The sequence below is a fragment of the Ensifer sp. ENS09 genome, from assembly GCF_014852425.1.
Taxonomy (GTDB): Bacteria; Pseudomonadota; Alphaproteobacteria; order Rhizobiales; family Rhizobiaceae; genus Ensifer.
Genome location: NZ_JACVBP010000001.1, coordinates 1495431 through 1507728 on the forward strand (window position 1 = coordinate 1495431; position 12298 = coordinate 1507728).

Annotated in this window: 13 protein-coding genes; 4 read left to right on the forward strand and 9 right to left on the reverse strand. The window is 62.9% G+C overall.

The window, feature by feature from the left end; translation table 11 throughout:
- Positions 1-11 precede the first annotated feature (11 nt).
- Complete coding sequence (locus tag IB267_RS07440) at positions 12-1067, reverse strand: dipeptidase (protein WP_043611724.1); 1056 nt, start codon at positions 1065-1067, stop codon at positions 12-14.
- 340 nt (positions 1068-1407) lie between these two features.
- On the opposite strand from IB267_RS07440, the gene IB267_RS07445 reads away from it, so the two are divergent.
- Positions 1408-2682, forward strand: coding sequence for an alpha/beta hydrolase (locus tag IB267_RS07445; RefSeq protein ID WP_246765067.1), 1275 nt, complete (start codon positions 1408-1410; stop codon positions 2680-2682).
- Positions 2683-2718: 36 nt separating this feature from the next.
- Here the strand turns inward: IB267_RS07445 and IB267_RS07450 are convergent, their stop codons facing one another.
- The 6 genes from IB267_RS07450 to IB267_RS07475 all read right to left on the reverse strand — a co-directional run bounded on the left by IB267_RS07450 (position 2719) and on the right by IB267_RS07475 (position 8899).
- Positions 2719-3762, reverse strand: a complete 1044-nt coding sequence (locus IB267_RS07450; RefSeq protein ID WP_192447026.1) for a Gfo/Idh/MocA family protein — start codon at positions 3760-3762, stop codon at positions 2719-2721.
- Positions 3763-3767: 5 nt separating this feature from the next.
- Positions 3768-4559 carry a ThuA domain-containing protein gene (locus IB267_RS07455; RefSeq protein WP_192447027.1) on the reverse strand — a complete coding sequence of 264 codons (792 nt, stop codon included), beginning with the start codon at positions 4557-4559 and terminating at the stop codon, positions 3768-3770.
- Positions 4560-4667: 108 nt separating this feature from the next.
- Positions 4668-5696, reverse strand: a complete 1029-nt coding sequence (locus IB267_RS07460) for an ABC transporter ATP-binding protein (RefSeq protein ID WP_192447028.1) — start codon at positions 5694-5696, stop codon at positions 4668-4670.
- Between the two features lie 11 nt (positions 5697-5707).
- Complete coding sequence (locus tag IB267_RS07465) at positions 5708-6538, reverse strand: carbohydrate ABC transporter permease (RefSeq protein WP_192447029.1); 831 nt, start codon at positions 6536-6538, stop codon at positions 5708-5710.
- Positions 6538-7521: a carbohydrate ABC transporter permease gene (locus IB267_RS07470; protein WP_192447030.1), complete on the reverse strand. Its 984-nt coding sequence runs from the start codon at positions 7519-7521 to the stop codon at positions 6538-6540. Before IB267_RS07470 ends, IB267_RS07465 begins: the two co-directional genes overlap by 1 nt.
- 115 nt (positions 7522-7636) lie before the next feature.
- Positions 7637-8899 (reverse strand): ABC transporter substrate-binding protein, encoded by a 1263-nt coding sequence (locus IB267_RS07475; RefSeq protein WP_043611732.1) that lies wholly within the window; start codon positions 8897-8899, stop codon positions 7637-7639.
- Between the two features lie 362 nt (positions 8900-9261).
- Here IB267_RS07475 and IB267_RS07480 point away from each other — a divergent pair, with 362 nt between their 5' ends.
- The gene (locus IB267_RS07480) at positions 9262-10284 is read left to right on the forward strand and encodes a substrate-binding domain-containing protein (RefSeq protein WP_192447031.1); all 1023 of its coding nucleotides are present in this window, start codon (positions 9262-9264) and stop codon (positions 10282-10284) included.
- A gap of 19 nt (positions 10285-10303) precedes the next feature.
- Here IB267_RS07480 and IB267_RS07485 read toward each other — a convergent pair whose 3' ends face one another.
- Entirely contained in the window at positions 10304-10645 is a 342-nt protein-coding gene (locus IB267_RS07485; RefSeq protein ID WP_192447032.1) for an SMR family transporter, read from the reverse strand.
- 120 nt (positions 10646-10765) lie between these two features.
- Positions 10766-11326 (reverse strand): TetR/AcrR family transcriptional regulator, encoded by a 561-nt coding sequence (locus IB267_RS07490; protein WP_192447033.1) that lies wholly within the window; start codon positions 11324-11326, stop codon positions 10766-10768.
- A 141-nt stretch (positions 11327-11467) separates the two neighbouring features.
- Between IB267_RS07490 and IB267_RS07495 the strand changes: the two genes are divergently transcribed.
- Positions 11468-11860, forward strand: a complete 393-nt coding sequence (locus tag IB267_RS07495; protein ID WP_192447034.1) for a globin — start codon at positions 11468-11470, stop codon at positions 11858-11860.
- Between the two features lie 2 nt (positions 11861-11862).
- Positions 11863-12231 carry a DUF423 domain-containing protein gene (locus tag IB267_RS07500; protein WP_034794246.1) on the forward strand — a complete coding sequence of 123 codons (369 nt, stop codon included), beginning with the start codon at positions 11863-11865 and terminating at the stop codon, positions 12229-12231.
- The last annotated feature ends 67 nt before the right edge of the window (positions 12232-12298 follow it).

Genomic DNA, 12298 nt, shown 5'->3' on the forward strand with positions numbered 1-12298 from the left:
TCTTCATGGGTTCAGGCGGCCTCGTGCCAAGCCTGCCCCAGAACTCTCCACCAGTTCTCCCGGCATATCTTTGCCAGTTCGGCATCACCATATCCGGCGCTTCTGAGCGCTGCAACGAGCGCCTGGCTGCCGGCCGCATCAGCGATCCCCTCGGGGATCGTCGCCCCGTCGAAGTCCGAGCCGAGTGCGACACACTCGACGCCCATGCGTTCGACGAGATAATCGACATGGCGCACCATGTCGGAAAGCGGCGTTGCGGCATTCTCCTGTCCGTCGGCGCGCAGCATCGTCGTCGCATAGTTGAGCCCCACGAGGCCCTTGCTTTCGCGGATGGCGTCGAGCTGCTTGTCGGTGAGATTGCGCGCGACCGGGGTCAGCGCATGCGCATTGGAATGGCTGGCGACCAGCGGCTGGTCGGTGGTCTTCGCCACGTCCCAGAAGCCCTTTTCGGTGATGTGTGCAAGATCGATCAGAATGCCCAGACGGTTGCAGGCGCGCACGAGCTCGAAGCCCGCATCCGTCAGCCCGGGTGCCGTGTCCGGAGACATCGGATAGGAGAACGGCACGCCATGGCCGAAGACGTTGTGGCGGCTCCAGACCGGCCCGAGCGAACGCAGGCCCGCGGCATAGAAGGTTTCAAGCGCGGACAGATCGGCGCCGATCGCCTCGCAGCCTTCCATGTGCAGGACCGAGGCAAAGACGCCGGCTTCGACCGCCCCGCGGATTTCGGCGGTCGACCGGCAGAGCTTCCACGCCCCTGCCCGGTCGAGGCGCACGGCGATATCGGCGAGCTCCATGGCGATCGCCAGCGACGGCAGGTGTTCGAGCGGTGCCGAAAGCGGTGTTTCGTAGTGACCGCTCTCGTTCGGCGGCTGCAGGACGAGATCACCCGAGGGCACGTAGATTGCCGAGAGGCCACCGACGAGGCCGCCCGCCTTGGCGCGTGGCGCATCGATATGGCCCTGGTCGATGCCGTCGACGAATTCGCGTACCGGGTCCTGGCCCTTCCGGGCGTTCTGCCACAGACGCAGAAGCACGTCGTTATGGCCATCGAAAACCGCCTGCATTCCTGAATTTCCTTATCATTTCAGGGAGATCGGACGGGCCGTTCGGGTCACGTCCAGGGGAAAGTCGAAACGATGCTAGTGAAAGCCCAATGCCTTTTCAATGAATATAAGGGGGTTTTACCCAGGCCTGCCTGTAGCGAAATGTTGCATGATTGCCGCATCGCCGCCGGCAAACGCAGCCCTCACAGGCGCTTGGGGTCGGTCGAGGGGTGAAAATCGGCCGTTTCTCATGCATGGAGACAACCGGTCCGGATGTTTCGGGCCGGTTGCGCCGCATGATGCGGAACTGGGGGGTTGGTTGCTGCGTCCGTTTTCTACTTCGAAGAGGCACTGGAGCCGCATCGCCGCAACACTTCTGCTGGCAGCAACGCTTGCGGCGTGCGCCGGCCGCCCGGTTGGTGTGCTCGTGCCTTCGGGCACGACGGGCGGCGCCTCGCAGGTCGACCTGATGGTGGCGACGACACGCGCGCCGACCGCAGAGCCGGGCGTGCTTTTCAGCGGCGAACGGTCGGTACAGCTTTCTCTAACGGAAATCGTTGTCTCCATTCCGCCTGAGAAGAACCGCGAAATCGGCCAGGTGCAGTGGCCGAAGAAGCTGCCGGCCAATCCGGAGCGTGATTTCTCGACCGTCAGCGTAACCCCGCTCAACGAGGGCAACGACGTTCAGAGTTGGTTGAAGGGCAATCTGCCGAAGACGCGGCGCGTGCTGATCTTCGTGCACGGCTTCAACAACCGCTACGAGGACGCCGTCTACCGTTTTGCCCAGATCGTGCATGACAGCGGCACCGACGTCGCGCCTGTCATCTTCACCTGGCCCTCGCGCGCCAGCATCTTCGACTACAATTACGACAAGGAAAGCACCAACTATTCGCGCGACGCGCTGGAGGAACTTCTCAAGCGCGCCGCGAGCAATCCCTCGGTTGGCGAAATCACCGTCATGGCCCACTCGATGGGCTCGTGGCTAACCGTCGAGGCGCTGCGCCAGATGGCGATCCGTGACGGACGCATCGCCCCCAAGATCACCGACGTCATTCTCGCGTCACCCGATCTCGACGTCGACGTCTTCGGCCAACAGCTCCGCTCCATGGGCGAAAAGCGGCCGAAGTTCACGCTGTTCGTGTCACGCGACGACCGGGCGCTGAACCTGTCGCGGCGCATTTCCGGCAATGTCGATCGCCTCGGACAGATCGATCCGACCGCCGAGCCCTACCGCACGCAACTGGAACTGGCCGGCATCAGCGTTATCGACCTGACCGCGCTCAAGGGCGGCGACAAGCTGAACCACGGCAAGTTCGCTGAAAGCCCTGAGGTCGTGCGGCTGCTCGGCAACCGCCTGATCGCCGGCCAGACCGTAACCGATTCCGATGTCGGCCTCGGCGAGCGTCTTGGCGCCGTCACGCTCGGCGCCACCCAGACGGTCGGCAGTGCGGCAAGCCTTGCGGTCTCGACGCCGATCATGATTTTCGACCCCAACACCCGCAGAAACTACGACGCGCAGGTGCGGCGGCTCGGCCAGTCGATGGAAAACACCGTCGGCTCGGCGGTGACGCCCTGGGTAGGGCCGCAAAGCGGGGGAGTTGCCAAGAGCACCACCCCCGACCGTCACTCTCGTTAGAGCACCCCGCGTTCACACGAACGCGCAAAGGACGCTTTAGACAGCAAGCTCGCGCCGCCCGGCTTCCGTCTCCATGGCCAGGTCGAGGACCTTCTGCAGGTTCGCGGCATGGCGGAACCCGGGCTCTTCGGTCTTGCCCTTGCGAACGGCAGCCACGAAGCGCTCGTAGTTCGTCGGCACGGTGCCGGCGTCGACATCGCGCCATGTTGCAGTTTCGACATCGGCGCCGAGGCAGGCGCGAAGCGTCGAGCCGTCGGGCGTATGCACCACTTCCAGCGCGCCCTTGTCACCATGCAGGCGGAGGCGCAACTCGTTCAGATGCCCGGTCGCCCAGCGGCTGGCATGGACGACGCCCATGGCGCCGTTGCCGAACTCGGCCGTCATGACGAAGCTGTCATTGGCGTCGAGATCATACTCGCCGATGCGGTTGCCGGGCGCCTTGTCGAAGGTCTTCAGTCGCGCGAAGATCCGGGCGGCGTCCGTGCCCGCGCCATAACCCGCGAAGTCGAGAATATGGATGCCGACATCGCCGAGCACGCCGTTCGAACCGTGCTTGGTAGAGAGCCGCCACAGCCATTGCGATTCCGTCGCCCAGTCGCCCCAGGCCTTGGAAACAAGCCAGCTCTGCAGGTAAGACGCCTCGAGGTGCCGCAGCTTGCCGACATCGCCGGCAAGCACCATGGCGCGTGCCTTCTGCAGCGGTGCGACGTTGCGGTAGGTGAGATTGACCATCGTCACCAGGCCGGAACGCTCGGCCGCTTCGGCCATCTCCGACGCCTTGGCATAGTTCTCCGCCAGAGGTTTTTCGCAGAGCACATGCTTGCCGGCAGCGATCAGCGCCAGCGTCGTCGGGTGATGCGCCTTGTCCGGCGTCACGTTCGTTGCTGCATCGAACTTGCCCCAGGCGATCGCCTCGTCGAGCGAGGTGAAGGTCTCGGCAATGCCGTGCTTGTCAGCAAAAGCCTTGGCCCGTGCGGGATCGACGTCGACAGCGCCGACCATCTCGACGCCTTCGATCTTGGCAAAGGCCTGGGCATGGCTGTTCGCCATGCCACCGGTTCCTACAATGAGAAGACGCATGATGCTCACCTGTATCCCGCTTCGCCGGCCTGGTGCAGCCGTGGACCGCGCTCGACGATCGGCTCCAACGCCTTTTCGACCGGTACGTTCGGCGCATCGTGGATCGCCGTGTAGCGGTTGTCGGCGTTGTAGGCCCACTTCACCGAATTGCGCAGCACCTTCTGCACATTGGCGTCGTGATAGGTCGGGTAGGTCTCGTGGCCCGGACGGAAATAGAAGATGTTGCCCGCGCCGCGACGCCAGGTGAGGCCCGAGCGGAACACTTCGCCGCCGGCAAACCACGAGATGAACACGGTTTCGAGCGGCTCCGGCACCGAGAATTGCTCGCCATACATCTCTTCGTTTTCAAGCACGAAGTTCTCGTCGATGCCTTCGGCGATCGGATGACGCGGATTGATCGCCCAGACGCGTTCACGCTCGCCGGCCTCGCGCCACTTCAGCGCGCAGGGCGTGCCCATCAGCCGCTTGAAGATCTTGGAGAAATGGCCGGAGTGGAGCACGATCAAGCCCATGCCTTCCCAGACCCGCTTGGCAACGCGCTCGACAATCTCGTCGCTGACGGCGCCGTGGTCCTTGTGGCCCCACCAGATAAGCACGTCGGTGTTGGCGAGACGCTCGACACTCAGCCCGTGTTCCGGCTCCTGCAGCGTCGCCGTCGTCGCCTCGATCGCGCCTTCGGTGTTGAGCGCCGCCGCAATCGTGTTGTGCATCCCGTTCGGATAGATGCTGCGGACGATCTCGTTGGTCTGTTCGTGAATATTCTCGCCCCAAACAACTGTTCTGATAGGCACGGTCATTCTCCTTGCGTGTTCGCCCGTTGCGGGCCTGTCGTCTTACGATAGATGGGGCCGCCGGGAATTGGTGACCCCGAAGCTTTGGGTGTCTTCAGCTTGATCGGGTCCTGGTCAGGCAGCCCCTTTCATGGGCGCGCGGCCGAGAGCCTGCCCCGACGCATCGAAGCGGTGGATGTTGCCGCCGAGCGGCGAGATGTGAATTGTCTCGCCTGGCCGGTGGTGCGAGGTGCCGCCCTCCCGGACGATGACCGGTTCGCCGGCGCCGATATCGAGATAGATGTAGCTATCGGAGCCCAGCATTTCGGAATGCACCACCGTTCCTGTCCACCGGCCATCAGCCGCCTTGATCTCCAGATGCTCGGCCCGGATGCCGATCGTGTGGGCATCGTAGGGTGCTGCGAGCGCGCCGGAGAGAAAGTTCATCTTCGGCGAACCGATGAAGCCGGCGACGAAGACCGAGTTCGGGCTCTCGTAGAGTTCGAGCGGCGTGCCGATCTGTTCGACCAGCCCATCCCGCAGCACGCAAATGCGATCCGCCAATGTCATCGCTTCGACCTGGTCGTGGGTGACATAGATCATCGTCGTCTTGTGCATGCTGCGATGCAGCTTGGCGATCTCGATGCGGGTGGCAACGCGCAGCGCCGCATCGAGATTGGAGAGCGGCTCGTCGAAGAGAAAGACCTTGGGATCGCGCACGATCGCCCGGCCGATCGCCACGCGCTGGCGCTGGCCGCCCGAGAGCTGCCTGGGTAGCCGCTGCAGATAGGGCGTCAGCTGCAGCATCTCAGCCGCTGCCTCGACGCGCTTCTTGCACTGGTCCTTGTCCTTGCCGGCAAGCTGCATGCCGAAGGACATGTTCTCGAACACGGTCATGTGCGGGTAAAGCGCATAGGACTGGAACACCATCGCGATGCCGCGCTTCGACGGCGTCAGCTGGTTGACCACCTGCCCGTCGAAGGACAGCGTACCGGATGAGATGTCTTCGAGCCCGGCGATCAGCCGCAGCAGCGTGGACTTGCCGCAGCCGGAAGGCCCGACGAAGACCATGAACTCGCCGGCCCGGATGTCCATGCTGACGCCCTTGATCACCTCGAAGGCGCCGAAGGACTTGCGGATGTTGCGCAATTGAAGTTCTGCCATGGTTTTCCCCCTTATCCTTTGACGCCGCCGGCGGTGAGTCCGGAGATGATCCGCCGCTGGAAGATCAGCACCAGGACCACCAGAGGCACGGTGACGATGATCGATGCGGCCATGATGTTGCCCCACGGGATTTCGTACTGGCTGTTGCCCGAGAGCAGCGCGATCGCGACCGGCACGGTGCGCTGGCTGTCGGATGACGTGAAGGTCAGCGCGAACAGGAACTCGTTCCAGGCGGCGATGAAGGCGAGCAGCCCCGTCGTCACCAGCGCCGGCCACATCAGCGGCATGAACACGCGGGTGATGATCACCCACGGCGTGGCGCCATCGACGATCGCCGCTTCCTCGATCTCGATCGGCAGGTCACGCATGAAGGTGGTGAGCACCCAGACCGTGAAGGGCAGCGTGAAGATCATGTAGGAAAAGATCAGGGCCAACGGCGTGTTGAAGATCCCGACCGCTCGGATCAGTTCGAAGAGGCCCGCAAGCACCGCGATCTGCGGGAACATCGACACCGACAGGATCGTCAGAAGCAGCAGCGCGCGTCCACGAAACCGCACCCGCGCCAAGGCGTAAGCGGCGGTGACCGCAAGCAGCAGCGAGACGCAGACCACGATCGTTGCGACCATCAGCGAGTTGGCAAGGTTGCGCAGGAAGCCGCTGCTGGTGACGATGCCCGCATAGTTGTCAAAAGAGATCTCGGTCGGCCAGTAGTCGACCCGGAACAGCGCCGTTCCGGATTTGAAGCTCGTCAGCACCGCATAGTAGAACGGGAAGACGGCGATGATGATGATGGCGGCAACAAGGGCGTAGAACGCCGTGCGCTTGGCAAGGGTGACAACCATCAGCGTTCTCCCTCCAGATTGACGCGGCCGAACCACATGTAGGCGACGGTGATCGCCGCGATGATCAGGAACAGCATCGTCGAAGCAGCGGCGCCATAGGCGAACTTGTCGAAGTCGAACAGGTTTTCGCGGGCCAGTACCGACATCGTCTTGGTCTGGGCGTTGTTGGGCGTCAGCACATAGATGAGATCGAAGATGCGCAGCGCATCGAGCATGCGGAAGATCACCGCAACCATCAGCGCCGGACGGATCAAGGGCAGCGTCAGCCGCCAGAATACCTTGAGCGGATGCACGCCATCGATTTTCGCCGCTTCGTAGATATCGGAAGGCACCATCTGCAGTCCGGCGAGAATGAGCAGCGCCATGAAGGGCGTCGTCTTCCAGACGTCGACGATCAAGACGGCGATCATCGCGGTCTCGGGATTGGCGGTCCAGGCGACCTTCTGGCTGATCAGTCCGAGGCCGAGCAGAAGATCGTTGAGGATGCCGAACTGGTCGTTGAGCATCCAGGCCCACATCTTGGCGGAGACGATCGTCGGGATCGCCCAGGGGATCAGGATCGCCGCGCGCACCAGTCCACGGCCCGGGAAGTTTGCGTTCAGCACCAGCGCAACGGCAAGACCGAGCACCGTCTCGATGGTGACCGAGAGCGCTGAAAACTTCAGCGTGTTCCAGACGGCGTTCCACCAGGCGGGATCGGCAAGCAGGCCGTTATAGACCGTGCGCCCGCTCTTCAGCGTGATCCAGGAAAGGTAATTCTTGAAGCCGACGAACTCGGCGCCTTCGAGATTGGTCAGCGACGCATTGGTGAAGCTGAAATAGACGGTGCGGATCAGCGGCCAGCCGGCGACGAGTGCCAGCACCAGAAGCGTTGGTGCGAGAAAGATCCAGGCCGAGCGGATGCGCTCGGCATTGAGGTCGGAGCGGATGCCCGCCTGCTGCCCGAAAGCGGAAGGCGGGTCTGCGACGGAAAGGTCGGTCATGTCTGTACTCACCTTTGCCATTCGGCGCGCGGCCGAGCGAGTGGTCGGAGAGGAATGGCGGTGGCTCGGTGGAGCGAAGGGAGGCCTACAAGCACTCCCCTCGCCCCCGGGAGGATCACCAGTTGTCGCCCTTCATCTCGGTGAGTTCGACTTCGAGCAGTTCGAGATTTTCTGCGGCCGTACCGTTGCCGGAGAGCGAGTTGTGCACCGCGTTCCAGAACTTGGCGGAAACCTCGTTGTATTTGACCTTGGTAACGGCGGACGGGCGCGGCACCGCGCTTTCGAAGATCGGCTTCCAGGCCGGCATGAACGGCTGGGCCTTGGCGACATCCGCGTCGTCGTAGAGTGCTGCAACCGTCGGCAGGTTGGAAAGCTCGATTGCCCGGCGCTTCTGCACCTCGGCCGACGACAGGAACTTGGCGAGCGCAATCGCAGCTTCCTGGTCGTCGGAATATTTGGAGACGGCGACGTTCCAGCCGCCAAGCGTCGACGACGGCTGGTCGCCATCGGTGGCCGTCGGCAGCGGTGCGACGGCGAACTTGCCCTTCACCGCGCTGTCGTCGCCGTTGCCGAGTGCATAGGCATAGGGCCAGTTGCGCATGAAGACGGAGTTGCCGGTCTGCCAGACGCCGCGCGATTCCTCCTCCTGGTAGGCAAGCACGCCCTGCGGCGAGATCGTGCCGACCCATCCCTTGATGCGGTCGATCGCTGCAGCCGCCTTCTCGTTGTTGATCGAGATCGTGCCATCCGGCTCGACGATCTGGCCACCGCCCGACGATTTGACCCATTCGAGTGCATTGCAGGTCAGGCCTTCATAGGCATTGCCCTGGAAGACATAGCCCCAGAGATCGGCCTGGCCAGCGGCCCGCTCCTTCTCCTGGATTTCCTTGGCGGTCGCCGCCAGCTCGTCCCAGGTCTTCGGCGGCGTCTTGCCGTATTTTTCGAGCAGATCCTTGCGATAGAACAGTGCCGGCGCGTCGGTGAAAACCGGCAAGGCCACGAGGCGACCGTTCACCGTCTGCGAGGCGATGATCGACGGAAAGTGCTGTCCGACGACGTCCTTTGCAGCTTCCGTCAGATCGACGAACTGGTCGGCCAGTTGCGGCGCCCAGACGACATCGGTCTGGTAGACGTCGACATCCTTGTTTCCGGCGGCAAGCCACAGCCGGTACTGGCTGAACTGCTCGCTGCTCGATGGCGGCATGGTGACCAGGCTCACCTTATGCCCGGTCTGCTTCTCGAAAATGTCCAGCTGTTCGCGAATGAAATGGACGTTCTTGCCGGTCGTGTTGGCGGCGAGCGAAAGCTCGGCGGCGCCAGCCGTCCCGGCTACAACGATTGCGGCACAAAAACTCAGCACATTGAGCGTGGTTGTCATTGGGTCGACTCCTCCTGTTCCCCCTCCACCGCACGAAAGCTCCTCGGCAAATTCGAAAGCGGTTTGGATCAGAAAAAGTTGGCAGAAGATGGAAAAACTGTCAATCCACACACTTAGAAAAGTCATTCAAACGTGGACAAACCCTAAATATTCGTTATTTTTCATATAAATAGCGAAAGAAGACAAAATTCTTCTGTCTCTCACGGCACCCCGTAAAATCAAAGGGGATTCGCATTAATTGAAAACGCTTTGGTAAAACTGACATCCTTTGACGGCACCCGACGTCGCCGACAAACCGATTGTTACGGGCAGCGAAGGTGTATATTTCTGGGACCGGGCCAGGCTGAGGAAACGCATATCGAATGAAGCTGAGGGAGTTCGCACAACAACTGGGCCTTTCGCCGACAACGGTCAGCCGAGCGCTGAGCGGTTACCCCGAAGTCAGCGAAAAGACGCGCAAGCGCGTGGCCGAAGAGGCAACCCGCCTCGGCTATCGTCCGAACATCAACGCGGTGCGGCTCGCCACCGGCCGCGCTGGCGCGATCGGCGTCGTCATGGGCCGCTCCGGCGAGTTCCATTTCTCCGAATTCATGGGGGGCCTTGCCGAACGGCTCGGCACCGAGGATATCGACATTCTCGTCAGCCCGATGGACGACAAGAGCCCCACGGGCGAAATCCAGCTCTATAGCCGGCTTGCCGTCAGCGGCCGCGTCGACGCCGTGATCGTGCACTCGCCCGAACCGAATGACGAGCGCATCGCCCTCCTCCACAAGCTCGGCATGCCCTTCCTGGTGCACGGCCGTTCCGATATCGACGTGCCGCACGCCTGGCTCGACATCGACAACGAGGGCGCGATCCGCCGCGCGACCTCGCACCTCATCGATCTCGGCCACCGCCGCATCGCCATGATCAACGGCCGGCAGGGCCGCACATTCTCGCTTCACCGCGACAAGGGGTATCGCGACGCGCTTCAGGCGCGCGGCATACCCTTCGATCCGCGCCTCGTCGCCCATGGTAACTTCACCGACGAACTCGGTTTCCGCTTCGCGCGCTCGTTCCTGGAACAGACGCCTCGCCCGACTGCCTTCGTCGCCGGCTCGATGATGACGGCACTCGGCATCTACCGCGCGGCACGATCCATGGGCCTGGAGATCGGCCGCGAGGTCTCGGTCATCGCCCATGACGACGTCTTCCCTTACCTCACGGCGGACAACATGGTGCCGTCGCTTTCGGCGACGCGCTCTTCGATGCGCGCGGCCGGCGCCCGCTCGGCCGACCTCGTGCTGCAGCTTCTCGCAGGCCGGCCGACCGAAGAGGTTCACGAACTCTGGCCGGTCGAACTGATCCTTAGGGAATCGACTGCGCCCCCTCCGCCGGACAAATGACCTCCGGCGGCTGGCCACGTCAGTGGAAGGTCGACTTGGAAAAGAGGTTGAGGACAAGCACGCCGGCGATGATCAGGCCGAGACCGAGGATGGCCGCCAGATCGAGCTTCTGCCCGAAGGCGAAATAGCCGACGAGCGAAATCAGGACGATGCCAAGACCGCTCCAGACCGCGTAGGCGATGCCGACGGGGATGAAGCGCAGCGTGTAGGACAGGAAGAAGAAGGCGATCGCGTAGCAGACCACCATCATCACCGTCGGCCCCAGCCGCGTAAAGTGCTGGGCTGCCTGCATCGCCGAGGTGCCGAGCACCTCGAAAACGATCGCTGCAACCAGGACGGTATAGAGCATAGCGGGGTTCATCGGGGACTCCATTCCGGACCAGAGCAGTTCCAGGAAAAGTGCAAAGCGGTTTTCCGTCCGGAACTGCGTGATTTCAAAGACTTAGATCACTTCAGTGTTTCGATAAAACGATGAAGTGATCTATTGCGCCGAAAGCGCCTTGAGATTTTCAACAAGACCGATCCGTGCCTCGGCATCGAGATCGTGGCTCTGCATCAGATCCGCGAGCCACACACCGTCGCAGGCAAAGCGCGCAAGAACGCAGCCGACCGAGCCGTCCGTTTCCGCAAACTCCGCCGACCGCCGGCTGACCCAGTCGCGCCAGCGGCTCTTCAGATGCGGCTCGGCAATCAGCGCGATCGTCAGCATGCGCCAACCCGGCACCTCGGTCGCGGGATCGAGCGCGAAGCAGACGTCGATGTAGGCGCGCGTGAAGCGACCCTTACCTGCCGGGTCGCGGGCCATCGCCGCCTCGATCTCACGATCGAACCGCGTCACCAGATCGTCGAACAGCCCGTCGAGAAGCGCGAGCTTGTTCGGAAAGTGGTGCAGCAGCCCGCCCTTGCTGACCCCGGCCGCCTGCGACACGGCGTCGAGCGTGATGCCGGCCACCCCCTGCTCGTGCGAAAGGCGTGCGGCAACCTCCAGCAATTGCTGACGCACCTGTTCCGGCTGTTTCTTGCGGCGATGAGCTTCGGTCATATCCGCATAAAGATACCGTCTGGACGGTTTGTCAAGAGAAGCGATGTTCGACCGCGATGAAACGCCGCAAATCCGCGGCCTGAAAATCGTTGTTCGCCCGGTCGCCGCGCGCTAGGACCGACAGAACGAAGGACGCAGACCATGGCGGAACCGGAAACCACGACCCTCTATGAAGCCATCGGCGGCGACCCGACGGTTCGCGCGCTGACGCGCCGCTTCTACGAGTTGATGGACACACTGCCGGAAGCGGCGCGCTGCCGCGCCGTCCATCCGCCCGACCTATCCGGCAGCGAAGAGAAGTTCTACGAGTACCTGACCGGCTGGCTCGGCGGACCGCCGATCTACGTCGAAAAGCGCGGCCACCCGATGCTGCGCCGCCGCCATTTCGTCGCCGAGATCGGGCCGCAAGAGCGGGACGAGTGGCTGCTCTGCTTCACCCGGGCGCTTGAGGAAACCATCGAGCATCCGAAACTCAGGCAGATCATCCTCGACCCGATCACCCGTCTTGCCCTTCACATGCAAAACAAGGAATGACCATGTCGCACAGCGGATTTCGCGCAACGACGCTATTTGTTGCCGGCTTGATGGGCCTGACCGGCGTTGTCAGCGCGGCCGCCGCTTCGCATGGCGACGACCCGCGGCTGCTTGCCGGAATTTCGGCGATGTGCCTCGCCCACGCCCCGGCACTGGTGGCGCTTTACGCGGCGTGGCCGCACTTTCGAACGGCAGCCGTTGCCGCACTCCTGATCGCGGCCGGCACGGCGCTGTTTTCGGCCGATCTCGCCATGCGCCATGTCGCGGGCCACGGCCTCTTCCCGATGTCCGCTCCACTTGGTGGCACGACGATCATGGCAGGCTGGCTCGCCGTTTCGCTCGGCGCCTTCCTGCCGAAGAAGACGGCCTGACACAAAAACAATTCGCCTCCCGGAGAGATCCATCCGGGAGGCGAATGACACGCGAAATTAGGATCAT